The organism is Microbacterium sp. Ag1, from assembly GCF_001005635.1.
In the GTDB taxonomy this organism is placed as follows: domain Bacteria; phylum Actinomycetota; class Actinomycetes; order Actinomycetales; family Microbacteriaceae; genus Microbacterium; species Microbacterium oxydans.
The window spans coordinates 162,907-186,482 of the sequence record NZ_LBCR01000030.1 but is presented as its reverse complement, the minus strand read 5'-3'; the positions used below and the strand labels follow the sequence as shown (position 1 = coordinate 186,482).

Here is a 23,576-nt window from a genome sequence, read left to right as displayed (position 1 = left end):
CCTGGGCAACGCAAGGTTCGCCTGGTAGCCAGACCGAGCACACCGCGTCCTCCTCACGCGAGGAGTCCCGCGATCACCTGCGCGATGTCCTGGTTCGTGGTGTCGGACTGGTGCACCTGGTCCCGCCACCACGGGCCGGAAGATGCCGGGGTGAATGGACCCATGCGCTGGTACAGGTCGAACAGCGGGATGCTGTTCGCGCGGCAGTAGTCGACGATCGCGACCTCATACGCGGCCTGCAGCGTGTCCACGCCCGCCTGGAATGCCGGGTCGGTTCGCGGGTTCGTGACCACCATCACATCGCCGGTCTGCTTCGCCCGGTTGATCACGGTGATCATCCGGGCAAGGTAAGTAGCCGACGACACGGACGCGAACGAGTCATTGAGACCGAGCATGATGATCGTGAGCGCCGGCGCGAGGTACGTGATCGCGTCGAGCGACACAGGCAGGGAGATCCACTGTTCCGTGGTCGTGCCGGACTGTGCCCAGTTGTGCACCGCGACGTGCGCCGGGTTTCCTGTGTCCCACGTCTCGAAACCCAGCACGTAAAGTCCGCCGCCGGCCGGGGTGTTGATGTCGATCACCGTGGCCGCGGTCCCTGCGACAGCCGCCGACTTCGACACATATGTGTTGTCCGGCCCGTCGACACCGGGGGCACCGTTCATCGTGAACAGCGTCGTCGCGCCGTTTCGCACAACGCTGCTCCCCGACCCAGCACGACAGAGGTAGTGCACGGCCACGTTCGTGAACGACACACCCGGCGTCGCCTTCAAGATGCCAGCCGTCCCAGCACCGTTCGCGAACCACAGGCCACCACCGGGGCCGATGTCCCCTGCCTTTATCCACGACGCGGGAGTCCACCGCGGGTCCGGAATGTTCGTCGCCGCCGCCACGATCCCCGACCGCGCCTTGAGACCCTGCCGGGTCAACGCTCCGACCAGCGCGGTCGGCCAGGAACCGGGCACCGTCACCGCACCCTGGGACGTCGAGTCCCCCACGATCAGCAGCTTCGCCGGTGCCGCCCCCGCAAGCGCCGCCGCACGGGCGGCACGCCACTTCGCGAACGACGACGCCGAGATGCTGTTCGCCGGGATGCGGGGATCATCTGACACGAGCTGCGCGTTTGGTCCCGGAGGGCCCTGCGGTCCCGGGCGTCCCTCGATGCCGCGCAGGTTCGTCTTCACTACCCAGACCATCTGTCATTCCTCCCACTCGGCGAGATCACCGTTCGTGCTGTCCAGCCACCAGGAGCCGGGAATCGGGTCTGGTTGCGGTGTTGGTCCGAGCCACGCCAAGAACGCGCTTTCGGGAACGTCGATCAGGTCAGACAGGTTGACGTCCGAGACGGGGATGAAGAACCGCCACTCAGGGAAGTCGCGCCCTACGGGGACGCCGTCGGTGTTTAGCCACTCGATGAGGAGCCGCATGTGCGTGACAGGTTGAGTCCACGACGTCGGAAACACCGACGCAGAGAACGTCACCCCGTCCGAGCCGAGGGTCATCCGCACCCGCCTCGACGACAGGAGGTAGTCGACATCACTCGTCACGATGACCGCGGGCCCGTCAGGGATGAGGTAGGCGCGGGGTGCGAGGTTCGCCATCGACGCTATGCCGAAGTCGTTGAGCTTGAATGTGACCAGAGCCATTCCGGCCCCCTTCCGCGCGATCGAACGACCGCGATAGACTCCGGGCACAAGAAAGCCCTCCACCAGCGCACACTGGTGAAGGGCAAAGCCGACTGTAAGGAGTCGACATGCCCAAGATAACAGCCACCACGCTCACCGTGGCAGCCCTGATCCTGCTCGCCCTCACCGGGTGCGCGGGGAACGCGACAGACGAGCGCGTAGCGCCCGCCGCGGTCGAGACCACCGAGCCACTCGTCGCCGAAACACCGGCAGCCGAGTCCGAGGCGCCCGCGACGCCGGACCAACTCTTTGTCGATCGCGTCCGCGCGGAGCTTCCCGACGACACGGTCATTCCGAATGCGACCGATGAGCAGCTCATCGCTGCCGCCGGTGAAGCATGCGAGCAGATGAATGCCGGCGTCGACTTCTCCGCGGTCGATGTCGTCGACGGCGAGATTCCGAATGGTCTCGATATCCGCGAGTCCAGCGCAACCATCGCCGCGGCTGCGAAAGACATCTACTGCCCGCAGGGCTACTAGGCGGTTCGACGCAGCGCTCCGCCTGACGTGATCATCAGCACGTTCGGTGGGAGTCCCGTGCCGGAGACAGTCGGAATGAGTCCCGCCGATAGCGTTACGGGCGCGTTGATCAGCAAGCGCAACGCAGCAGCGTTGATGTCTACTCCGAGTGGTCCGGCCACGACCGAGGCGTTCCCCTTCCGAACCGACGCAGTGGAACCAACGTTCACCACAGCATCGCCCGCGACCATCCGCGCGCCGCCGACCGACGTATCCGCCTCCACGGCACCGCCAGTGCCGAACGACAGCTTGCCGTCCTGCAGCGTCGCCGGAGATGATCCGCCGGCAACAGTGATCTTGTTCGGCTCGATCGTCACGTTCCCCGCGGTGATCTTCCCGCCGCCGGAGACGTTGAAGTTCCCCGTGATGGTGACGTCACCGGCAATGTTCCCGTCGCCGTCGATCGACCAATCGCTCGTCGCCGCCAGATGGAATGCACCGGTGACCGTCGTACTCCCGTCGATCTCCAGGGTGCCGACGATCTCGACACGGCCGCCGGAATCGACGCGGAGCGTGCCGCCGATGAAGCGGACACGCCCCTTGGTGACGGACGCAGCTTGGAGCGGGTTAGCGAGCGCGAGGTCATGAAGCTGTCGGAAGATCTCCTCGACAGCCTGATCGAAGGAAGCAGAGTCATCGATCGTTCTCACTGGGTCTCCAATCCGACCTTCATACCGGGTCCGCCCGACAATGCGATCACTTCGAGGTGATGGACCCCGCCGCCCGCAAAGACTCCGTTCGATCGGAGCAGGTTGATCCCTGTACCGACGCGCACATTCGGGAGCGCGATCTCCGCGAGCGCCGACGTCACACTCACCTGAACGATCGGCTTCTGAATGGGCCGCAGCGACCCCATCGCTAGCGCGTCCAGCTCGGCCGCGTCGGCGACTGTCTTATGCATCCGGACGGCGTCGAGGCGGACGGGAAACGTGTTCAGTCCCCCCGCGAAACCAAGGATCGTGTCATGTTCGTGGCCGGCTCCGACAGCGATAATGCCCGTCTTCACACCGGAACCGATGAGTTTCGTCTTCGTGCCGATCGCCGGCGACTTCGGTGCGCCGACAACCCACTCGACCGTCGGGCCAGGAAGCGTCGGCGTGCCGATCTCGAGCGCCCATTCCAGCAGCCCGAGCGAAGACAGCCGTGGCCGGAAGTACACGTCGGGTGCCCCGTCGCTGTTCGTCAGTTCGGCGAGCATCTTGTCCGCGGATGCAAGCTCGTAGTACGGCCAGCTCTTCGCGATCGGGCCGGGCTCGTGGCCGAGGAATCCGACCACGGGATAGTTGTACCCAGGTGCGCCCTGTGTAGCCCACTGCACGACAGCGGAGATCGCCGAACGTGCGGACTTCCCCGACACGTTGAACACCCCGTCCCTTGCGAACGCGGCCTGCCCGTAGACGAGTCTGCCCTTCAGGAGGTTGGCGAACTCGATGTGGGGGACGGTGAGCTCACCGGTGGTCTCGTCGAGTTCCGGATCCGTGATCAGGCCGGCGTAGACGGGCTGGCCATCCCAACTGACGACGATGCACCGCGACCACGGTTGCACCAAGTCGCCCCATACCTCGTCGCTGATCCCCGATGTCCGGGTCCAGAAGGTGTGCGACCCGCTGCCAGGGACCTTCCCCGTCCGCCAAGACCAGTCCACGGGGAACACGGGAAGCTGCAGCCGACCCGTGAGCGCGTCACGGATCTCATGTGACCAAACCACGGAATCACCTCCTCACACCGAATTGTCGGTGACCGTCGTACTCAGCACGCCGGCCCCTGATGTCGGCACGAGGACGTGATAGACCTGAGGGGCTCCGGGCGGGATCGTCCACACGTCCGCACGGGAGACGGCCCCGATCTGCTGCACCCCGTTGAGAGTGATCCATCCGGTACTCATGTCGATGACGTGCGTAGATCCCGCCGGCAAGGTTTGCGTCACGACGTACGACCTACCGCCCGGACCGTAGATCGTGTAGCCGCCGGTCATCGTCGTAGTCGCGGTGACGTGGATCGTCGGGGTCGCGTAGTAGTTGCCGTGGTGGGAGATCAGGTCGGCACCGTGGAAGATTTCGGTCACCAGCCCGAGCTTGCTCGGATCGGCAGCCCGTACCTTCAGCGACCAGTCAGCGAACCCGGTGGACCCACGCCGCCGGAACCGGGCCTCCCCGAACTTCCGCACCGTCGCAGTCTCCGTTTCACCGAGCTCGTCGACGACGAGCGTGCTGGCCTGGCCTCCGCTGAGCAGCCCGGCGAAGGCCCGCCGGTGCTCGAACATGTCCTCCATGCGGACGACGCGGAACCATCCGCCCATCGTGACCAGCCGCGCCCCGTGCTCCCCCTTCGCGTCGGTGATGCCGGGGCGGCCGGGAGTGCTGATCGACTCGGACTCCATCGATGGGGGTTCGCCCCATCCTTCGAAGTCGACGAGAGCGAACCCCTCGAACCCGGGCCGCACGGTGCCATGAAACGTGACCCCTTGGAGGTGGACGGTCGTCGGCTTCACCATCACCGCACCCCTTTCAGGACGTCGCCCAGATCGGACTTCACCGCCCTCATCAGTTCCGGCACGTTGACGCCGGGAGGGAGCACGAAGTGCGCATCGACCTTCACATCTCGGGGGACGCTGGTCTGTCCGGTGATGCCGCCGTCGGCCATCATCACTGGCGGGCTCCCCGGCATCCGCCGGAACCCTTCCATGAGCAGCGCCCACGAGCGCGCCGAACCATCGAGCGGTGCGTAGAGCTCCGACACGTCGGACCTGTCGCCGACCACTCGCCAGGTGTTCGGCGAGACCATCTGCGCCAAAGGCTGCATCGGCGTGAGACCGCCCTGCGCCATGAACTCCAGTACCGACCCGTTCGCCTGCGCGGACACCGTGCGCCCGCCCGTCACCGTGGGAATGACGAACGATGAGCCATCCGCGATCACCTTGATGCGGAGGTTCCGCTGCTGGTTCGTCTCGAGGAAAGCGTTCACCTCGGTCTGCGCGGCCTCCGTGTGCGCCTGCAGCGTGGTGTCCACCACCTCGGGCACGGCGCCGTAGGTCTCGATAAGAGCGCGGGCTTCCTCGCTGGTGTAGCCCATCTGGATGAGCTGCGCGACGAGCGCCTCAGTCGTTGCGTTGTACCGATCGGTGAGGTTCTGCTGCGACTCGCCCGCTGCCGCTGCCGCGTCAAGCTCGGCGAGCAGGCTCTCGACGGCTGTCCGTGTCTGCGACTCCATGAGAGACGTCGACGCGGCAGTGCCGTCGGCCGCGGTCCCGATCTGCGAGACGGCCTCCGCGGTTCGCACGGCTGCGTCGTTGACGAAGCCGAGCTGCACGAGAGGGTCGGTGAACTCGTTGAACTGTCCCCGCATCTCCTCGAGCACGGTAACCGCGTCATCCGTCGTCGACTCGAAACCGCGCATGCCCTCGGCAAGGTCATCCAGTTCCTTCGGCCGGCCTTCCGCACCGTTGAAGAAGTCGATCAGGCCGGCGAGTCCGTCGACCATCTCGGCGAGAGGCCCGGCGACGAACGACCCGAAGGATTCCGTTGCGGAGATCCCGAAGTCGATCGCACCATTGACGAGGTCTTGGAAGAACTGCAGGATGGGGCCGCGGTTCTGCGACACCCAGGTGGCGAAATCGCCGAGCGGTTCAGCGAAGACGGACGCGAGCGCGCCCTTGATACCGTCGGCAGCCACCTCGATGTTGCGCTGCGCCTGCTCGATCCTGGACGCGTCATTACCCGCGAGCGTGTCGAACATGCGCTGCGCGGAGCCCGCGACACCGTCGAGCTGCTCGACGGCGGTTGACAGGTCCATCGCGAAGAGCGACTGCCCGAGATCCTCCGCCTGCGTGCCGAACAGCCCCACGGCGGCCGCGTTGCGCAGCACCGGATCCTCGGTCTCGCGAAGCTTCGCGAGTACCTCGGCGAGACCATCACGGGCCTCTTGCCCGCCACGGGCGATCTTCGCCGTCATTTCCTCCGCGTTGAACCCGAGAGCCTCGAAAGACTCGGAGGACAACTTCGACGCGTCGGTCGCGCGGATCTGGAACTCCTTGAGAGCGTCGGCGGCGAGGTCGCTGTTGCGCGCGCCGCCCTTCATCGCTTGGCTCACGAGACCGAGCGCTTCTTCACCTGAGAGCCCGAGCCGCTGGAACAGCGACGGATATTCGGTGAGCGTGTCGATCAGGTCCTCGTTGCGGTTCAGCCCGTTCCGTGCGCCGGCCGCGATGAGGTCGTAGGCCTCCTGTGCGTTGCGCGCGAGGCCGGTGCTGAGCAGTTGCGTGACCGCCTGGGCGATCGGGCGAACGTCCTCCTCGAGGGCGTCCGATATCCCGGCGAGCCCCTGCACGACCAGCTGCGCATCGCGGGTGGTGGCCGACGGGTCGAGGATACGGAACTGCAGGGCGAGCCGGGTCGCGTCCATGTTGGATTCGATCGACTCGCCGAAGTTGTTCGCGTACGCCTCCCCGGATGCACGACCGAGACGAAGCGCGTCTGCCTCACTGATGCCCGTGAGCCCCTGAAGTCGGTCGGTGTTCTTCTCGACCGCGAGCCCGTCCTGGATCGCGCCAGTGACTGCCTTGCCGATCGCGACACCGGCGAGGATGATGCCACCTGCGATCGGGATCGCGGACAGCGCGTCGACGAGAGTCTTCTCAATGTCGCCGCCGACGACGTCGCCCACCTTCTGCCCGGCTCCGCGCGTGGCCGCGTCGAGCCCCTGGCCGAGGGAGCGCCCACCCTCGTCGCCGGCCTCCTCGGTGCGCCGCTTGAACAGCGACAGGAACCTCTTCAGACCCGTCTCGGCGGGCTCCTCATCCACCTCGATATCGACCGCGTTGCGTGCCCGCTTCAAACCGTCGAGCATGCGCTCGATCCGCTGGATCGATGCCTCGGCCCGCTTCACATCAGCCGTGACATCGAGTCCACCCTTGGCACGGATATGCAGGTCTTCAAGCTTGTCGACCGCGCGGGCGAGGTTCTTCTCCGCCCGAGACACATCGGCGTCGAGCTTGAGGACGGCACGCTCAGAGACGAGCTTCTTCGCGGCCTTCTCTACCCGGTCCATGCTGCCGAGTGCACCCTTGGCGTCGGCCTCGACCTTGATCGGGTTGGCCTCGATCTTCTTGCCGATCGCGAGGACCTGCTTCTCGGCCTTCTCGACCTTGTCCGTGTTCGCGGTGAACAGGAGTTCGAGGTCAGCCACCGTCAGCTTGCGCATCGGTCTCCTTCCGCAGCGCGGCCCGCAGCCGAGGGCTGGTGTCGAGCAGCGAGAAGATCAGGGTGCGAACACCGGGCCACGGACGGGCGCGGACTGCCGGGTCGTACAGGTCGACGCCGCGCTCCATGAGTTCGGCGACAACGATGCGCCAGTGCGAGACGAGGGCGAGCCACGATCCGTCGATGTCAGAGGGCTTGGTCGTCGACGGCGGAGCTGCGGGCTCGGGAGCGAGGTTGGCTGGCGGCCGACGGTAGTCGGAGTACCAGCCGTCCTCGCCGAGCACCGCGCCGGGCGCCGCGTAGGGTGCCCAGTCCTCCGCCGTCTCTAGCCTTTTGGGGCTGGCTGCTTAGCCTCCGCTCGCTCAGCCTGCTCGCGGCCCCAGAGAAGCAGAGCGAGCCCGTCGGCGTAGTCCTTGCCCTTGGCCCAGTAGAACACCGAGTAGTAGGCCATCCGATCGATGGTGGTCGGATGCAGGTCGTCGGCGACCATCTCCGCGTAGACAGCCGCGCCGAGCGCGGGGTGCTCATCCGGCTCAATCGTGTCGAGCACGGACTGGACGTCTTCGGGGACGGGACCTTCGGCGAGGCCGAGCTTCACTTCGCCAAGAACTGCGCAGGCGATGAGCTTGCCCATGTCCCCCACGTTGGGCGGCGCAACCGTGTAGGTACGCTCGCCCAACGTGAGGACAAGGGGAAGCACCGCCCACGTCGAGAAGTCGGCGGCGCTCACCGGTTACGCTCCGCGAGAGAACGTGAACGGTGCCGATGCGCCGCCCGCCGTGGTGACGATCACGGGCACGTCGCCGGGACCGCCAGCGGGGACGACCGCGATGATCGAGGCACCGTTGAGCGTCTCGAACTCGGTCGTGGCGTCGCCGTCGATCGTCACCGAGATCGTGCCGAGAAGGCCCGAGCCGGCGATGGTGATGAGGTCGCCGGTCTCGGCGCCCTCGGGGCTGATCGTGGTGATCGTCGGGGCGGTCGCGCCCCAGCCCGGGAACGGGTTCGGGATCGGGGTGAACTCGCCCTTGCCGGTGAGCGTGACCGACTTGACCTCGATGCCCGAGTTGTCGGTGTTCGATCGGGTGATCTCCACCGTGACGTACGCGCGACCGGCGTCCGTCGGGTTCGGCGTGCCGAGTTCGGGCTTGTGGTACCAGCGCACGTCGAGGACGGCGCCCTCGCCCTTGGCCTTCGACGCGGCGACGATCGCCTCAAGCTCCGGCAGGTAGAGACCGGTCGTCAGGCTGCGGTTGCCCTGAACGGTGAACGAGGTCGCGAAGCCGCGGCCTGTCACTTCCTCGTTGGGGTTGCCGAGATCGTCGTACGTCTGCACGTCGGTGTTCACCGGCGGGTGCGTGGGTGCCCAGGCGCTGATCCGACGGATCGGCTGCCAGATCGGTGCGACGTACGTACCGAGGTTGACGTCGATGCCGTGTTCGAAGGACTTCCCGAGGACGGTGCCTGCGGGGAGGGGGACGCGGGTGTTCATGATGATGCCTCCAGGTTGTCGAGGGTGATGAGGTAGTTCTCGGTGCGCTCTTCGCGACCGGTCTTGTCTGCACCGAGCTGCGAGGACGAGGTGCGGGTGATGCTGGCGATGCCATCTCCGCGGAGGCGGTTGTCCAGCACGAGGAAGAGGACGTCGGCCAGACGGTCGGCGTCGGCGATGTCGTCGCGGCGGCCGCGTACGTGGAACTGCACGCGCCGCCTCGACAGGTGAGGTTCGTCGACGGGGCTGTAGACGCGGACAGCGATCGCGCGGTCCGGGGTGTCGAGGATGCGGCCGTAGAAGATCGCGACCTCGGACGACTGGTAGGCGGGACCTTGCGGCCGCCACGCGAACGTCGGCACCCGTCCGAGGATCTCGGCCAGCCGAGTCGTGAGCTCGACGTCGAGCGTCAGGTTTGCGGGTGCGTCAGCCATCGAGGGCCTCCTCTACCGCGGCCGCGACGATCTCGGCGATGTCGGTCTCGTCAGCTGCGATCTCGAGGAACTTCGCTCCCCCGCCGTCGTCGTGGTCCCAGTCGAGGTGCTCGTGCTGGAACACGGCGTGCGGGGCGGTGTAACGGACGGCGACGCTGAGGTCGTCGACGACGACGCGGCCCGACCGGCGAAGGTCACCATCGTCCTTCGGCGCGAGCTGATTCGAGCGCTTGAGGATCTTGCGGGCGGCTTCCTTCATCGCGTCCTGCGCAGTCGCTTCGACCATCGACAGGACGGGCTTGAGTTCACGTACCATGGCGGCCTACTCGAGCCAGAGGATCTGATGGGAAGGCAGCGGCGGCGGGTTCTCATCACGGCCGACGCGCAGCACTCGTGCTGTGCGCTCGGCGGATCCGCCCGGCCACACCGTGACCAAAGAGCCGACCGGCACATTCGACTCGAGAGGCACCGTCACCCGGGAGGATGAGACGACCTCCTGGCCGTCGTCATCGCGGACGAGCTGCTGCACATCGATCGTCTCGGAACGAAGTCGCCGCTTCGCTCCGAGACCGGCGCCCATGCCGGCGCCGGCTGTGCGGTCCTGGACGTCGACGACATCCGGGAAGAAGAAGTCGCCGGGGAAGCTCATGTGTACTCCCCCTCAGGCCAGACGCGCGCCAGAGGCCGCGCTTTCGGGAAGCGACCCCGCGGTAGCCCGGAGGCGTTATTCGCGCCGCAGAGCGACTGCAGGGACACGCGTGCGTCCTCGCTGAAGGCGGCGTCGATCTCCCGCCACGTCATCGCGGTGCCGTTGCGGCTGAACGACTTCGCGCGCTCGTACCCGGGAGCCGGCAGAGCGGCGATCACGCCCTTGAGGATCGCGATCGCATCCTTGCCGGTGTCGTCCTCCGCGTCGAGAGTGTCGAGGCAGGGAGCGATGATGCGAGCCCGCACCAGCACACGCCGGCCGAGATCCTCGTCCGAACTGATGTCCCCGTGTGTGATCGGCATCATCGCTCCCCTCGATCAGGACTGCTTCGCAGCAGTCGTCTTCGCAGCCGAAACGTTCGGGGTCTCGACCTTGCGCGCGTCGGCCTTGCCGACCTCAGCCCGCGCGGCCTCAAGGTCCTTGCGGACTGCGGCGAGCTCCACATCCTTCGCGTCGGTCGCGGCCTTCACCGCGGCGTCGACGTCGGCCTGCGTGAGCGCAGCCTCGACGGGCTCCTCCTCGACGACCTCCGGAGCGTCACCGATCAGGCCCTGCGCACGAGCGTGCTCGATGCCTGCCTCGGTGATCGCTTCGGGGTCGAAGACCGCGCCCTCATAGAGGTACTGCTCGCGGCCGTCGCGGGTGGGCAGGACGGCGACTGCGGCCGTCACGATGAGCGCGCTCATCACAGGCCCGTGTTCGTCAGGGCGACACCGGCAAGGGGCTCGGTGACGACGGGGACGGTGACGCGACGAGCGCGCAGGGTGTAGCCCTCGGGCTTCTCCTCGCGGATCGTCTTCGCCTCGACGCCGAACGCCTCGGTGCGGACGTAGCCCGGGCCGCCGAGGTCCTCGTCGGCCATGCCGCCGAGCTGCTCGCGGTCGACCAGGAGCGGGTTCGCACCCTGGAAGTGGGGCGTGGTCGCCCAGGTGAGGCCGAGCGCGTCGACGGGCAGGTTGCCCTGGATCGCCGTGGCACCGGACTCGCGCGGGAGCGCCTTGTCGTCGATCAGCATGCCGATGACCTTCGCGTACTGCGCGGGGCGCAGGACGACGGTGTCGAGGTCGATGCCGAAGCCGAGCGCGGCTCGCTCAGCCTGGATCGTCATGAGCGCCTCGACCGCATTGCCGGCGGTCGTCCACGTCTCGAGCGACGCGAAGGTGCTCGTCACGCGGGAGGCGATGACGGCCATCGCGACGCGGTCGACGTGGCGGACGACCGTGTTGACGAGGCGGGTGATGCCGCGGTTGACGTAGGCGATGCCCTGGCGGGCGATCTTCTCGTCGCTGACCACGGAGTCGAGGCCCCACTTCACGGTGCGTGCCGAGACGACCTCGCCCGACTCGAGAACCACGGTCGGGTACTCGCCGAGCGGCGAGATCGCTTCCGGGTCCTCGCCGGCGAAGATCTGCTCGCCGGTCTCGTAGAACACGCCGCCGCCCTGCGCCGAGAAGCGGCCCGAGAGCAGGAAGTCCGCGATGAACTTCTGATCGGCGAGCTCGGCGACGCGGTGCGCGATGACGGTCGGGTTGGACAGGAGCAGGTGCAGCTCCGCGGTGGTGAGAGTCCCCTCGGGGTGCTTCACCGGGTAGGTGTAGGACACGTCATCTCCCTCAGATGAACAGGACGTCGATGACGTCGTTGTCGGCGGCAGCGGCCTCGAGGGCGATGCCGATGGCGTTGGTGCCGGCGCCGATGGTCGCGATCTTCCCGGCCGCGGCCGAGATCACGCGTGCGCCGACGGCGATCGCGCCGGATGCCGTGAGCCGGTGCACGCCGCCGGAGCGAGCGAACACCGTCACGCGAGAGCCGACGGCGGCGTCCTCCGCGGCGACGCCGAGGACCTTGGCGGAGTCGGCGCCCGAGGGGACGATCGCGTTCGCGGTCGACACCTCGACGAGGCGTCCGCCAACGACCGGCGTGGCGCCGACGGTCAGCGGCACCTGCGCGCCGGGGTTGAACTTGGGCAGGTAGTCAGCCATCTCAGGCCTCCTTCTTGGTCGTGCCCCAGCCGGCCTTCGCGGCGAGACGCTGGTTGTCGGTGACGGCCTCCGACTCGCTGTGACCGATCTCGGCCACGGGGATGGTGCCCTTCGGGAACGACGCGAGAGCCGCCATCGTGCCGGCCTCGTCCTTCCCGAGCAGAGCGAGGAAGTGCTCGCGCGATGCGGGGGCGATGCGGCCCTCGTTGATCGCGTTCTGCACGATGCCCTCGCGGCGCTGGGTCTGCTGCGTCGCGTGGGCGGTCGCACCGAGCGCAGCCTGTCGCTGCAGCTCGGCGAAGGCACCGGCCTCGACGACGACCGAGCCATCGGCGACGGGGGCGGCGGCCGGAGTCGCCTCGGCCGCCGGGGCGGCCGCCTCGTCGGGTTCTGCGCGCTCGGCGAGAGACTCGTCGAGCGCGGCCAGGAGCTCGGCATCCGTGAGGGTGGTCTCGGTCACACCGAGCCGCTCGCGGAGGCCAGCCGTCAGATCTTCGTAAGCCACGAGATCGTCCTTTCGGTTGGGGTCACCCGGCTCGGTTGAGCTCGGGAGTTCAGGGAGCGCGGCCTGCGGCGAGCGATCGCCTCGAGGCCGCGCGAACATGGACATGTCGAAGCGCGCGCGGGCAACGGGTGCAGCGTCGGCGCCGTCTATGCGATCGGCGAGCCCGGATTCGAGCGCCTCCTCGGCGGTCATAAACCGGTCCTTGGGCATCTCAGCGAGCCAGTACTCGATGCTCTTGCCGGACTTCTCCGCGTAGATCGACGCGATGTTCCGGTCGAGCCGTTCGAGGTCTTCAGCGGCAGCGCGCATCACCTCGGCGTCGCCGGAGGCATATCCGATCGCGTTGTGGATGTAGACCTCGGAGTTGCGCGACATCACCATCTCGTCGCAGCCGGCAGCGACGAACGACGCGGCGGATGCGGCGATGCCCTCGACGACGGCGACGGTGCGCGCGGGATGCGATCGCAGCGCGTTCAGGATCGCGAGCCCGTCCCACACCTCCCCGCCGGGCGAGTTGATCAGCAGGCGGATCTCCGTGATGCCGTCGGGCAGCGCGTCGATGGCGGCGTTGAACTCGCCGGCCGACACGCCCCAGTCGCCACCCCATGCGTCGATGACGTCGTACAGCCGGAGCGTCGCGACACCGTTCGCCACGACGGGAGTCGGGATCTCGGCGCGTGCGGTGAGTGCCGCTGCCGGCGGCCGGTTCGGCTTGAAGGGGTTCATGCGGCTTCCTCCTCGGGAACGATGGGAGCCGGGTCTGGCTCCTGGTCGGGCGCGGCGTCCGGGTCGATGTCGGCGCCGGAGCGGCGCACGAGCTCTCGGATCTCTCGGCGGGTGAGCACCTTGTCGACGCCGAGGTACGACTTCTGCAGCGTCTCCGCGGCGAAGCGCGCCTGCTCGGCATCGGTCGCTGTGGCGATCGTGGTGACGAGCTCGTCGGTACCACTGGGCGTGACGGCCGGGCCGTCAGGGTCGGGGATGATCTCGGCGAGCCGAGCGGGCAAGCGGAGCAGCTCGCGGATGTGCCCCTCGAGCGCTTCGTCCGGGGTGATGACCTTCGCGTCGACGAGAGCACGGATCGCGTCTGCGGTGACCGGATTCTCGGCACCGATCTTGGAGACGACGAGTCGCGGAGCTGGCTCGTCCGGCCCCCAGTTCAGATCGACGTAGTCCTCGATCACGTGCTGCTGGGTGACGTCGACGAACTCAGCAGCGACGGCGTTCAGCGAGTTGGTGAAGATCGACTCGAGCGTGTCGCCGAGAGCGTACGATCCGGTCGAGTCGTCACCGCCCAGGTTGAGGACGTGAGCGAGCACGGCACGGGCGATCTGCTCGTCGAAGTACTGCAGCGGCCGGTTCGTGTCCGGGAGCTTGCCGGTGAGGGCGAGCAGCTCGAGCTTCGCGCCGTGCGGGATCGACGCTCCGGAGTCGTCGCCCGCGCGGAAGTCCTGCGCGATCTGCAGGCCGGCGTCTTTCTCGGACTCGACCCACTCGGCATGCTTCTCGGGGCTGGCGTTGTCGGGGACCGGGGCGCTCGTGTACACGGGCACGCCGAGGCCGTTGCGCTCGATCGACATCGTCTGCACGCGCAGCACGCGGTCCTTCAGGACGCACATCTTGTACGCCGACCGGAGCAGGGACTGCCCGATCCAGTTGGCACCCTCGCGCTCGTTGACGTGCACGACCAGGTGGTTGATCGGGATCCTCACCGGGCCGCGCTGGCCCGACAGGAGCCCGTGCTGCGTGATCGCCTCGAGCCCGCCGTCGGGTGCGACGATGAACTGCGAGATCGTGCGCGGCGGCCGCCATGCCAGCTTCTTGAGCCGCAGCAGTCCGAAGGCATCGGGCTCGTACACCTGCTCGAAGACCGAGTGGCCGTAGACGAGTGAGAGCAGCGAAAGGCGCAGGTACTCCCGGAAGGACAGCCGGCCGCGGGTACGGTGCGGCGGGATCGGATCCTTGCCCTTGATGGTGAGGCCGAGGTCCGCGGCGATCCGCTCCACGACCTCGTCGCGAGCATCGCCCTGCTCGAGCTGGTACCGCGCCGAGAGGATCGGCAGCATCATCGCTCGAAGCACAGAGACGACCTGCGGCTCCTCGCGGCGCATCTTGTCGTACGCCTCGATCGAGAGCGGCCACACCAGCTGCGCGTTCGTCTCGTGGGACTGACCCGCGAGCGCCGCCCAGGTCGGGAGCGAGGTCGTCTGGTAGCCGATTTCTTTAGCCACGCGGGGCCTCCTTTCAGAACTGCAGGGTGCGGATGCTCTCGCCCCGGGCGCGGGTGGCGTCTCCGCCCCGCGCGCGCTGCAGCGTCGTCGCCTTCGGCGGAGGCGGTGGGATCACGGGCGGCGGTGCGGGCTCAAGGACCTCGAGCCCGTAGAGCGCTTCGGTCATGGCGACCAGGCCCGCGATGTCGATCGGCTGGGACTTGTGCCGCGACCATGCGAGGTTCTCCGCGTACTGGGTGACGACACCGCCCTCGATGGCGAGATCGATGGGCGGCTGCTCGACCACGACGAGCCGGCGATCTCGAACGCGATCGCGCATTCTGCCGGTCGCCATCGCGAACGCTCCGCCGTCGAGGGCATGAACCCGGAGGCCGAGCGCCTTGAGCGGTTCGATGAACTCGACGGCCGCGGTGCCGCGGGCCTGGATCACGACCTCTTTGTGGCCTGATGCTTCGGCGAGCTCGGCCATGTAGTCCGGCACCCAGAGCATGCCGGCACGGCGAGCGTGCACGGTCGTGAACGGGCGCCCGTCAGCGGTCATAACCGCTGCGGCGATCCAGGTCGTAGAGCGGTCAGGTGTCGAGGTGTCGATCGCCCAGACAGTGCGGGCCCCGCGCGGGATCTCGATGTCAGCGATACGGGTGTGCCGCGGCCGCCATTCCTTCGGCGAGATGAACGAGTGCACCTTGGAGGTGACCCACTGGCAGAGCACCTCGGTGCGGTAGCTCGCCTCGAGCATGTCTCGCGAATCTTGGAGGCACATCTCGACGGTGATCTCACCGTGCCCGATGCTCGGGTTCGCCTGCAGGACCGCATCGACGTCGTCGAGTGCGCAGCCGTCAGGCGCCGACCATTCGAACAGCGCCGACGTGGATGCGGCGATCTCGCCGTTCGCGTAGGCCTCGAGCTCGTCGAGCCCACGCGCCAGCCACTCCTCAATCTCGACGAGCAGGTTCGCGCGCAGCTTGCGGAGGACGACCGAGCGCACGTCGCCGGCGTTCGAGATCCCCCACAACTGCGAGTTGAAGATCGCCTTCGTGGTCTGCGCGACGGAGTCCCAGGCGTCGAACGTCTGCTGCTCGCGCATCTCATCCATGAGGACTCGTGCCGCGGCCTTCCCGCGGCCACCCTTTCGGGAGGCAGCGCGGACCTCGTAGTGCGCTCCGTTGCGGAGGTAGATGCCGGGCTGGCCGTTCTTCCGCTGGACCTTCTGCACCAGGTTGGCGAGGGCCTCCACGTGCCCGTCGTTCTCGGCATCGCACCAGCGCCCGGTGAGGTTCCACACGTCCTGCGCGGTGTCGAGGTTCTGCGCGGTGCCGAGAACCTTGAAGCGGAACGGCGGCAGCCGGTCCTCGAACCGGTCGGAGTCGACGAACAGCCACCAGGCGGCGAGCACCGCGGCGAGCAAGCTCTTCCCGTTCTGCCGCGCGACGAGCACGATGACGCGCCGGAACCGGAACGTGCCGTCGACGTTGAGCTCGAGCGCGTGGATCAGCAGCCACTTCTGCCACGGGTAGAGAGCGATGCCGAGGAACACCAGGGCGAACTCGATCACCTCGAAACCGAGCGACGTCTCCTCGGTCAGCGGCCGCAGCGGACGAGTCCAGAGCCGCGGCTCCTCCGAGCCGACGAGACCGGCGAAGTCAGCCTGCTCCGCCTCCGCGACGCCGCTGCTTGAAGTCACCAAGGTCAACGGGACCCCCCTTCGGCGCATCCGTGTCGGCCGGCGCATCCGGCGACGGCAGAGATGCCTGCAACGCGGCGCGCGCGGCCGGCGTCGCGCCGAGCTCGCGCAGCCCGTTCCACAGGTGCGGCAGCAGGTACAGAGCCTTCGTCGCCTCGAGGGATGTCCCGTTGGCGACGGCGTGATCGATCTGACGGGCGACCTGGCGGCACGAGGCGACCAGCGCCTCGTCAGCGTCCTGCAGCTCGAGCGCACCGAGCGACTTCTCCAGCGCGTCGGTGATCGCGTTCTTGATGCGGGTCGGTTCGCCGATCAGTCGACGGCGGTCCTCCGCGATCTTCTGCACACGGTCGAACGCGGCCACGTCGCCAGCGAGAGCCTTCGGCCAGTACACCCGGTGCAGGGTCTCCAGTCGCTCGAGGTCGATGATGCGAGACGCTGTCTGATCGAGCGCGATCGTCGAAGCGTCGATCGCCTTCTGAACGATGCGCTGCGCCGTGGCCGCGTTCTTGACGCCGACCTTCGGTGCGATCTCCTCGTACGTGGCGCCGGCCTTGAACAGCGTGAGCGCGATCTTCCACTGCTCACGCTCGGTCATGCCGCAGCCGCCGTGAAGTCGACCGGCTCGCCGCCGCGGACGGGCACGATTCCGGTGTGCTCCTGGAACCGTCGGCAGATGACGTCGGCGTAGGCCGGGTCCAGCTCGACGAGGAACGCCTTTCGGCCGAGCCGGTGAGCGGCGATGAGAGTCGATCCGGATCCGCCGAACCCATCGGCCACCCACGCACCCGGCGCACACGAATTGACGAGCATCCGCTCGACGAGCTCGACAGGCTTCATCGTCGGGTGCTCGGCCGAGCGAGACGGGCGCCGGATGTCGAACACCGTCGACGAGCGGTTGTCGCCGTACCAGCGCGGACCACCGCGTCCGAGCCGCCCGTCCCCACCCGGCGTGAAGCCATAAGCGATCGGGTCATGGTCGCGCTCAATGTCGACCTCACCGGCGAGGATCGGCTCCGACTGGTAGTGGTAGTCGGCGCGCGACAGCACGAACCGGTCCTTCACCCACATCAAGGTCTGGCGGTAGCGGATGCCGAGCTGCTCCATCGCGGTCTGCAGCGGCACGCGCAGGACGTCAGCATGCGCGACGTAGACCGGCGCGCCGGGTCGAGCGAGCTGCGCGGCCACCTCGAGGAACGCGACTGACACGGCGATCGCTGCTGCGGGCCCGTCGTTCTGGATGGTCATGCCCGTACCGCCGACGTAGTCCACTCCGTACGGTGGGTCCGTCCAGACGCAATCCCAGAGAACGCCGTCCGGCATCGCCGCGCGCACCGCTTCGAGATCGCCAGACGAGCCGACGAGCAGCCGGTGAGGGCCGAGCATCCACACATCGCCGGCACGGGAGATCGCCGCGTCGGCATCCGGCAGCGCCGGCACGTCGTCCGGGTCCGTCAGAGACACTGGCGTCGACAGCTGCGCGAGCAGCTCGTCCAGGTCAGACGCGACGTACCCGGTGCCTTCGAGGTCGCCGGCGGCAGTCATCGCGGCCGCGAGGTCGACCTCGTCATAGGCGCCCAGGTCCGCGAGCCGGTTGTCGGCAAGCACGATGCGGTGAGCCGTCGCGTCGTCGACGTCGACAGTCGTCGCCTGCACGGTCGACCATCCGAGCGAGCACGCGGCAAGGTACGTGTGGTTGCCCGCGAGGATCTCGTTCGCGCGTCCCGTGTGCGTGCCGACGTTCACGACGATCGGCCGGTACTGCCCCTGGGTCGCGAGAGACTGCGCGATCGCGCGCACGTCACCGCGGCGCGGGTTGCGGTGGAACACCTGCAGCGCTGCGACGTCGAAAGCGGTGACCTCGAGGCGGGGGACGGTCGGATCGGCCATGCGATGCCTCACTTCCTTGCGCGCGTGCGCGATGGGGGTGCCCGAAATGCCCGGGGAGAGAGGACCACTCCCCCGGGCTGTGGTCCGCCCCCGGCCCAGTTCCTGGATTTTTCGAGGGGTGGGGGTGGTCATCGGGTCAGGCGCGGATGACTTCGCCGTCTCGGCTGCCCGCGATGCAGGGCAGGAGGTCGGACCAGCGGCCTTCGTCGAGCAGTGGGTCGGCGCCAGCGTCGACGTAGATGGTGTCGACAGTGACGCCGCGGTGGCCGGTCGAGCGGGGTGTGGTGAAGAGGACGCGGCCGCCGTTGCGGTGCTCGATGCGTTCGCCTCCGTTGGCGCGGATGATCCGGTCGGCGCCGTGGGTGAGCTGGCAGATCTCGTCGAAGGCGAGACGGACGGCGGTGCTGTCGCGTGTAACGACGAGCACGCGGCGTCCGTCTCGTGCGTCGGTGGCGATGCCGGCGGCGGCGTAGCGGTTCATCTGGGCTCCTTCGTCATAGCCACCAGGGCGGCATCTGTTCGCCGAGGTCGAGGGCTGGTGCGCCGGCGCCGCGCTGCTGGTTGCAGAGGGTGTGCGAGTGGCGGAAGTTGTCGGGATCGGACTGCAGCTCGGGGTGCTCGGAGACCGTGAAGTAGTGGTCGAGGTTGTGCGAGTCGGGGGTGGTGCCCTGGCCTGCGGTGTAGTCGATGGGCTGGTGGCAGAGCCAACAGTTCGCCTCGGGATCGCCGGCGGCGTCGAGTCGCTGGCCTTCCTCGAAGAAGGCTTGACGGAGCTCGTGGTCGAGGCGGGTGTTGGTGCGCTGGCCACTCACGTCGGGGTGCCTCCTGGTCGTGGTGCAGGGCGCGGTTTGGGTGGCAGAGCAGGTCAGTCGTGCCGTGCGCGCGTATAACCAGGTCCCTTAGTTACTAATCAAAGAGCTGTAGCTATTCAGATAACTGCGCCCTACTGCGCCCTGTAGTGGCTACTCCCCCGGAATGACGGGGTAAACGGAGGGTCCGGTTGTCGTTTTGAACTGCGCCCTAACTGCGCCCTTGGGTGACAACTGCGCCCTCCGGTCGAGTGGGCAGGGCGGGGTTGGAGGGCGCGGTTTGCGCGGGGTGTTCGAGGGGCGCCGGCCGGGGTGGGTGGGCGCCCCTCGAGGCGGTGCAGGTACTCCCCGCCCGAAGAGTCGCCGGGCGGTTCCGAAGAGGGAGTCCTTCGCGACCATGGCGGGGCTCGCGTTGACACCGGTCGGGGGCTCGACCGGGAGGAGCAGGCGCGCGCCACCGACAGCGCTTGGGCGCCGTGGGATGCTCGGACTCCCGGTCGAGGATCAGAGGGCGACGGTGTCGCCGTGGGTGGTGGCCGCCGTGTGGCCGTCGGTCGCAATGACGACGCTCTCGCGGGTGCGGCCGTCGTGCGGGTAGCGGAGGACGTCGCCGGGGCGGATGCCGTGGGCGTCTCCGAGCTCGTAGGTGCGCGGGGTGGTCTCGTCGATCCAGTCGACGGCGGCGCGGGCTTCGGTGGCGAGCGTGGCGGCGTCGGTGAACGTCTGCGCTGCGAGGATGTCGGCGAGCTGCAGGAGGCCGGCGCGGTCGCGTTGGTCGCGGAGGTGGGCGATGTTGCGGCGGTTGACGGCGGTGGTGCCGTGTCCGGGCTCGCGGATAGAGTCCACGTAGCCCTCCAATCGATTCGCGTCGAATGAGGGGTTAGGTCCCGGCGCGTGTTGGTACCACGCGTCGGGGCCGGCTAGGTCCAGTGACGTCGAAGGCCCCGTGAGCGATCTGCTCCGGGGCCCTCAAACGTTAGTGATCGGTGTGGCGTCCTGCGTCCGACACCTGTACAACCATCAATGTAGGGGTGGCAAACGGAGTCGTGTCAACATTCGAATTCGGGATCGGCGTGTCGGCATCCGCAGCCGCACGGAGCGATCGTCCCTTCGAGGCCGAAGTTCAGTTCGCCCATGCAGGAGCTGTGGAGCCCGAAGGAGCATTCGACGCATCTCGCGACGCCGTCCGCGGCGAGCAGCCGCACCACCAGGTCGGTGGTGATCTCGAGGGCTTCGGCGATGCGGGCTGGCTCCCAGCCGTAGCGGTCAAAGACCAGCTGCGCGTAGCGCGCCTGGCTGACTCTCGACTTGCGTGCTTCTCTTCGGATCGCCTCTGCGATTTGATTCGCGCCGTCCGATCCATGGTTAGGCTGTAGACCGCTCATCGTTGCCTCCTCAGGCTGGTGGGTGATGGAGCGGCTCCCGTGATTGGCGTCTCGGAGCCGCTCCTTCGTTGTATCAGGAGCCCCCGTCACTCGCGGGGCGTGATCAAGGATCCACACTTCCCGGGGGCACCGCAACGTGGCCTGTGGATAAGAGTGTGGACAACGCGCGAAAGATGCCCGTGTTGGTGTGCATATCCCTGTGGAAAAGGTTGTTCACAGCCTGTGGATTTCGAATTTCATCCGCGTAATTCCGGGGCAAAACGAGGTACACAGGGTGTGAATGGAAAAGAGATTTAATCGCGCGTTGAAAGGTTGCGGGGCAACGGCTGGCCATGTGTAGAACCTGGCGAAAGTCAAAGCCGAGATTTCACCGGTGTGTCGACGAGGTCGATCTCTCTGAGGTCGCGATCAGCTGCCCGGGGTGGACTGGGCGGGTAGCTCACGGATCTTCGCACGGATCCGGTTCTGCCACACGGGGTCGTTGTCCATCCGATCGCGCCACCACGCGAGCAGGACATCCTCTTCGACGACGCGCACGAGCTGTCCATCGCGCCGCTCCCACCCCATGCGCATGCCCTGCAGCTTCCAGTAGCGGATGGTGCGGCGAGATCGTCGCACTCGGGTGGCGGCTTCACGGTAGGTGAGCAGGGTCATGGAAGCCGCCCTCGGATCGCTAGAGTGCGGCTATGCACTTTGCCTCCGATGACGTGACTTACTGGCTTGAACAGATCGCGCGCCCGGAGTCTTTCTCGGATGGGCGGCCGTCGCAGCCGCTCGAGCCGCCAATCGGGATTGCTGAGCTGAATACGGATCTCGCGCTTCGTGCGGAGCGACGCCGCTTCGGAGATGCGGTGATCGCGTACTACGAGTCTCGCCATGACGACGTCCGGACCGGGAAGAACTGGAACATGCCGCACTGGACCGAGAGCGCAGAGGCAGTCGCGGCAGAGGTGGCGCAGCCGAACAGCGACAGGCTCCTCAGCTGGGTAACCGGAACGATCGACCACGCGACGAACGACGGTGACCCGATCCACCGGAACATCAACGCGCTTCACATCAGGGCGACGGTGCCGATCGTCGTAGCTCGATGGGTGAACAACCCGGCTGCCTTTGACGAGCGACCCTTTGTGTTGTGGGAAGAGCGCCCTGCAGCTCAGCATGACCCAGGCGCGAAGTGAGTTACCTGTCATCGTCGACGGTGTCCGCGGGTGTGTAGGTGGTGCGGCAGACGACGCAGACCTTGGAGAGCAGCGCCTGGCCGTCGGGTCCGTCAATCCAGTCGATGAGCACGCCGGGCTCACCGCAGCGGGTGCAGAGTTCCGGGCGGGATCGGCGGGTGGTGTGCGTGTCGAGGCGGTGCCGGGCGCGCCGCACGAGTCGGAAGAGCTGCTCCTCGCGCTCGTCGAGGTCGGGCCAGGAGCGGATCTCGTGGACGACGTCGGAGAGCCAGGCGTTCGCGGCGAACGCCCACTCGCGCGCGAGCTCGACGTCGTCCGGCAGCCCGGCGGGCAGCGCCGGGGCCTCGAGGCCGAGACGGGAGGACGCGACGACCAGGTAGCCGCGGAGCGCGTCCCACACGGCGCGCGCGTTGCGGGACTCGGGTCCGTCGACGAGCGGGATGTTGTCGTAGAAGCCGCCACCGGATACGCGTTCGGCGAGCTGCGACGCGCGGATGCCGCGAGCGGCCAGCGCGATCGTGCCCGTCGTCTCGACGAGGGCGGGCAACTGGTCGACGTGCCAGAGGAACCGATCGACCCACTCACGGTAGGCGGCATCCGGATCGATCGCATCGAGCGGGATCGTCACGCTGCCACCCGCTTAGTGATCGACCCGAAGGTGTTCGCGATGTCGCGGTCGCCGTGGCGCTCGGCGAGCTTGGCGATGGTGCCAACCTTGCGGCCCACGAGTACGGCGATCTGTTCCGGGCTCTCGCCACCTTCGAGCAGGAAGGCGATGTCTTCGAGCAGCTCCTCACCCGTCACGCGCCCCTGCTGCACGACGTCGCGCTCAGGAGTCGGGTCCGTGTCGATGTCGTCCCAGGCGAGCGGAGGCAGCCAACCGTTGCGCTTCGCAAAGTTGAGCGCGCGGGTGTGGGCGATCTTGTCGCGGTGCGATGCCCGAGGCGGTTCGACGTCCCAGAGGCGTTCGTAGAGGTCGGCGACGGCTCGGTGAGTGGCGGCGCCGACCATCTCCCGGTGCATCAGGGCATGGAAGTTCTCGACGGTCCAGCCGAGCTCGCGTCCCACCTTCGAGAGTGACCATCCGCGCGCGACGAGAGCCTGCACTCGGCGGTGAGTGCTCCGCGCCGGCACCGACTGACGCGCGCCGAGGTTCTCGATCGTTGGCTGCACGGCGAGGATCTTCGCCGCCTTCTCACGTCCGACCCGCTTCGGGATCTCGCCGTAGCGATCGCCGGGGTCTTGGCGCCCCCAAATCAGCGTGCGAACACCCGTGATCCCTACGCCGGCAATCTCGGCGACGCGCTTGTAGCCGATGCCGAACTCGCCCAGCATGAGGACGTGTTCACGCACGGGATCGGCGTCCACGAGGCCGCTGTCGAACCGGCCGTAGGCCTTCTGCTTCTTCCGGTTCCGCTCGCGCGCATTGTGGGCCTCTACGCACGGCGTGCAGCGGCACTGGTGCTGGATGAAGCACGTCGACGCGGCCGCGTGCTTGTGGCTCTCGGGGCAACGCGTGGGTGCTTTCTCGCGCGGCGGAAGCTTCACGTGCTGGCCGAGCTCCCCCGCCTTCCACGCGGCCTGGTAGTGCGCATGGCACAGACGGCGAGCGACTGAGCGCTTCGAGCACCCGGGGTGGGTGCAGACGAGCTTGATGCCGGGTGTCGTGCTCATCGTTCGCCTCGCTCGGTCTGCTCGGCGATGTACGCGGCCGCGGCGTCGGCGGCCGCAGTCACCTCGACAGCGAACTCGCGGGCCTCGTCGACGGTGAAGGGCACAGGCGCGACGTGGATGGCGACGGTGCCGTGATCGTCGGCTTCGGCCTTCGCCATGGTGATCTCGCAGACGTGCGGGCGGGTGATGGTCATGGTGATCT

Annotated in this window: 31 protein-coding genes; 2 read left to right on the top strand and 29 right to left on the bottom strand. The window is 67.6% G+C overall.

Annotation, left to right across the window (positions count from 1 at the left end; translation table 11 throughout):
- Positions 1 to 53: 53 nt before the first annotated feature.
- Positions 54 to 1,196, bottom strand: a complete 1,143-nt coding sequence (locus tag AAY78_RS11190) for an SGNH/GDSL hydrolase family protein (protein ID WP_046748376.1) — start codon at positions 1,194 to 1,196, stop codon at positions 54 to 56.
- A 3-nt stretch (positions 1,197 to 1,199) separates the two neighbouring features.
- Positions 1,200 to 1,646 carry a hypothetical protein gene (locus AAY78_RS11185; RefSeq protein ID WP_046748375.1) on the bottom strand — a complete coding sequence of 149 codons (447 nt, stop codon included), beginning with the start codon at positions 1,644 to 1,646 and terminating at the stop codon, positions 1,200 to 1,202.
- 107 nt (positions 1,647 to 1,753) lie between these two features.
- On the opposite strand from AAY78_RS11185, the gene AAY78_RS11180 reads away from it, so the two are divergent.
- Entirely contained in the window at positions 1,754 to 2,164 is a 411-nt protein-coding gene (locus AAY78_RS11180) for a DUF732 domain-containing protein (protein ID WP_046748374.1), read from the top strand.
- On the opposite strand, the gene AAY78_RS11175 is transcribed toward AAY78_RS11180, so the two are convergent.
- From AAY78_RS11175 to AAY78_RS11065, 24 genes are all read right to left on the bottom strand, one after another.
- Positions 2,161 to 2,853 carry a hypothetical protein gene (locus tag AAY78_RS11175; RefSeq protein WP_046748373.1) on the bottom strand — a complete coding sequence of 231 codons (693 nt, stop codon included), beginning with the start codon at positions 2,851 to 2,853 and terminating at the stop codon, positions 2,161 to 2,163. The genes AAY78_RS11180 and AAY78_RS11175 overlap by 4 nt on opposite strands.
- Entirely contained in the window at positions 2,850 to 3,911 is a 1,062-nt protein-coding gene (locus AAY78_RS11170) for a hypothetical protein (RefSeq protein ID WP_046748372.1), read from the bottom strand. The genes AAY78_RS11175 and AAY78_RS11170 overlap by 4 nt, the downstream gene beginning before the upstream one ends.
- A gap of 12 nt (positions 3,912 to 3,923) precedes the next feature.
- Positions 3,924 to 4,697, bottom strand: a complete 774-nt coding sequence (locus AAY78_RS11165) for a phage distal tail protein (protein WP_046748371.1) — start codon at positions 4,695 to 4,697, stop codon at positions 3,924 to 3,926.
- The gene (locus tag AAY78_RS11160; protein ID WP_082108655.1) at positions 4,697 to 7,402 is read right to left on the bottom strand and encodes a phage tail tape measure protein; all 2,706 of its coding nucleotides are present in this window, start codon (positions 7,400 to 7,402) and stop codon (positions 4,697 to 4,699) included. Before AAY78_RS11160 ends, AAY78_RS11165 begins: the two co-directional genes overlap by 1 nt.
- On the bottom strand, positions 7,380 to 7,685 hold the full coding sequence (locus AAY78_RS19740; protein ID WP_052748749.1) for a hypothetical protein: 306 nt from the start codon (positions 7,683 to 7,685) through the stop codon (positions 7,380 to 7,382). The genes AAY78_RS11160 and AAY78_RS19740 overlap by 23 nt, the downstream gene beginning before the upstream one ends.
- A gap of 41 nt (positions 7,686 to 7,726) precedes the next feature.
- A complete protein-coding gene (locus AAY78_RS11155; RefSeq protein WP_046748370.1) occupies positions 7,727 to 8,131 on the bottom strand; it encodes a DUF7426 family protein in 405 nt (134 codons plus the stop codon).
- Between the two features lie 3 nt (positions 8,132 to 8,134).
- On the bottom strand, positions 8,135 to 8,893 hold the full coding sequence (locus AAY78_RS11150) for a phage tail tube protein (protein ID WP_046748369.1): 759 nt from the start codon (positions 8,891 to 8,893) through the stop codon (positions 8,135 to 8,137).
- Positions 8,890 to 9,327 (bottom strand): minor capsid protein, encoded by a 438-nt coding sequence (locus tag AAY78_RS11145; protein WP_046748368.1) that lies wholly within the window; start codon positions 9,325 to 9,327, stop codon positions 8,890 to 8,892. The genes AAY78_RS11150 and AAY78_RS11145 overlap by 4 nt, the downstream gene beginning before the upstream one ends.
- Entirely contained in the window at positions 9,320 to 9,643 is a 324-nt protein-coding gene (locus AAY78_RS11140) for an HK97 gp10 family phage protein (RefSeq protein ID WP_052748748.1), read from the bottom strand. Before AAY78_RS11140 ends, AAY78_RS11145 begins: the two co-directional genes overlap by 8 nt.
- Before the next feature lie 6 nt (positions 9,644 to 9,649).
- Positions 9,650 to 9,976 carry a hypothetical protein gene (locus tag AAY78_RS11135; protein ID WP_046748367.1) on the bottom strand — a complete coding sequence of 109 codons (327 nt, stop codon included), beginning with the start codon at positions 9,974 to 9,976 and terminating at the stop codon, positions 9,650 to 9,652.
- A complete protein-coding gene (locus AAY78_RS11130) occupies positions 9,973 to 10,338 on the bottom strand; it encodes a hypothetical protein (RefSeq protein ID WP_156172646.1) in 366 nt (121 codons plus the stop codon). The genes AAY78_RS11135 and AAY78_RS11130 overlap by 4 nt, the downstream gene beginning before the upstream one ends.
- A 15-nt stretch (positions 10,339 to 10,353) precedes the next feature.
- Positions 10,354 to 10,722 (bottom strand): hypothetical protein, encoded by a 369-nt coding sequence (locus AAY78_RS11125; protein ID WP_046748366.1) that lies wholly within the window; start codon positions 10,720 to 10,722, stop codon positions 10,354 to 10,356.
- The gene (locus AAY78_RS11120; protein WP_046748365.1) at positions 10,722 to 11,639 is read right to left on the bottom strand and encodes a phage major capsid protein; all 918 of its coding nucleotides are present in this window, start codon (positions 11,637 to 11,639) and stop codon (positions 10,722 to 10,724) included. Before AAY78_RS11120 ends, AAY78_RS11125 begins: the two co-directional genes overlap by 1 nt.
- A 10-nt stretch (positions 11,640 to 11,649) precedes the next feature.
- A complete protein-coding gene (locus AAY78_RS11115) occupies positions 11,650 to 12,018 on the bottom strand; it encodes a DUF2190 family protein (RefSeq protein WP_046748364.1) in 369 nt (122 codons plus the stop codon).
- Between the two features lies 1 nt (position 12,019).
- Positions 12,020 to 13,249 (bottom strand): head maturation protease, ClpP-related, encoded by a 1,230-nt coding sequence (locus AAY78_RS19260; RefSeq protein WP_052748746.1) that lies wholly within the window; start codon positions 13,247 to 13,249, stop codon positions 12,020 to 12,022.
- On the bottom strand, positions 13,246 to 14,754 hold the full coding sequence (locus tag AAY78_RS11105) for a phage portal protein family protein (RefSeq protein WP_046748363.1): 1,509 nt from the start codon (positions 14,752 to 14,754) through the stop codon (positions 13,246 to 13,248). The genes AAY78_RS19260 and AAY78_RS11105 overlap by 4 nt, the downstream gene beginning before the upstream one ends.
- A gap of 13 nt (positions 14,755 to 14,767) precedes the next feature.
- Positions 14,768 to 16,438 carry a hypothetical protein gene (locus AAY78_RS11100; protein ID WP_046748362.1) on the bottom strand — a complete coding sequence of 557 codons (1,671 nt, stop codon included), beginning with the start codon at positions 16,436 to 16,438 and terminating at the stop codon, positions 14,768 to 14,770.
- A complete protein-coding gene (locus AAY78_RS11095; protein ID WP_046748361.1) occupies positions 16,398 to 17,036 on the bottom strand; it encodes a terminase small subunit in 639 nt (212 codons plus the stop codon). The genes AAY78_RS11100 and AAY78_RS11095 overlap by 41 nt, the downstream gene beginning before the upstream one ends.
- Positions 17,033 to 18,328: a DNA methyltransferase gene (locus tag AAY78_RS11090; protein ID WP_046748360.1), complete on the bottom strand. Its 1,296-nt coding sequence runs from the start codon at positions 18,326 to 18,328 to the stop codon at positions 17,033 to 17,035. The genes AAY78_RS11095 and AAY78_RS11090 overlap by 4 nt, the downstream gene beginning before the upstream one ends.
- A 136-nt stretch (positions 18,329 to 18,464) precedes the next feature.
- A complete protein-coding gene (locus AAY78_RS19255) occupies positions 18,465 to 18,809 on the bottom strand; it encodes a hypothetical protein (RefSeq protein WP_052748745.1) in 345 nt (114 codons plus the stop codon).
- Between the two features lie 13 nt (positions 18,810 to 18,822).
- Positions 18,823 to 19,140: a hypothetical protein gene (locus AAY78_RS11080; RefSeq protein WP_046748359.1), complete on the bottom strand. Its 318-nt coding sequence runs from the start codon at positions 19,138 to 19,140 to the stop codon at positions 18,823 to 18,825.
- A 501-nt stretch (positions 19,141 to 19,641) separates the two neighbouring features.
- Positions 19,642 to 19,983, bottom strand: coding sequence for a hypothetical protein (locus AAY78_RS11075; protein WP_046748358.1), 342 nt, complete (start codon positions 19,981 to 19,983; stop codon positions 19,642 to 19,644).
- Positions 19,984 to 20,186: 203 nt separating this feature from the next.
- Positions 20,187 to 20,522, bottom strand: a complete 336-nt coding sequence (locus AAY78_RS11070) for a hypothetical protein (RefSeq protein ID WP_046748357.1) — start codon at positions 20,520 to 20,522, stop codon at positions 20,187 to 20,189.
- A gap of 408 nt (positions 20,523 to 20,930) precedes the next feature.
- Complete coding sequence (locus AAY78_RS11065) at positions 20,931 to 21,176, bottom strand: hypothetical protein (RefSeq protein WP_046748356.1); 246 nt, start codon at positions 21,174 to 21,176, stop codon at positions 20,931 to 20,933.
- 32 nt (positions 21,177 to 21,208) lie between these two features.
- On the opposite strand from AAY78_RS11065, the gene AAY78_RS11060 reads away from it, so the two are divergent.
- Positions 21,209 to 21,700: a hypothetical protein gene (locus AAY78_RS11060; protein WP_046748355.1), complete on the top strand. Its 492-nt coding sequence runs from the start codon at positions 21,209 to 21,211 to the stop codon at positions 21,698 to 21,700.
- 1 nt (position 21,701) lies between these two features.
- Here AAY78_RS11060 and AAY78_RS11055 read toward each other — a convergent pair whose 3' ends face one another.
- From AAY78_RS11055 to AAY78_RS11045, 3 genes are read right to left on the bottom strand one after another with little or no spacing between them, the layout of a single operon-like run.
- Positions 21,702 to 22,328 carry a hypothetical protein gene (locus AAY78_RS11055; RefSeq protein WP_046748354.1) on the bottom strand — a complete coding sequence of 209 codons (627 nt, stop codon included), beginning with the start codon at positions 22,326 to 22,328 and terminating at the stop codon, positions 21,702 to 21,704.
- Complete coding sequence (locus tag AAY78_RS11050) at positions 22,325 to 23,374, bottom strand: hypothetical protein (protein WP_046748353.1); 1,050 nt, start codon at positions 23,372 to 23,374, stop codon at positions 22,325 to 22,327. Before AAY78_RS11050 ends, AAY78_RS11055 begins: the two co-directional genes overlap by 4 nt.
- Complete coding sequence (locus tag AAY78_RS11045; RefSeq protein WP_046748352.1) at positions 23,371 to 23,568, bottom strand: hypothetical protein; 198 nt, start codon at positions 23,566 to 23,568, stop codon at positions 23,371 to 23,373. Before AAY78_RS11045 ends, AAY78_RS11050 begins: the two co-directional genes overlap by 4 nt.
- Positions 23,569 to 23,576 lie beyond the last annotated feature (8 nt).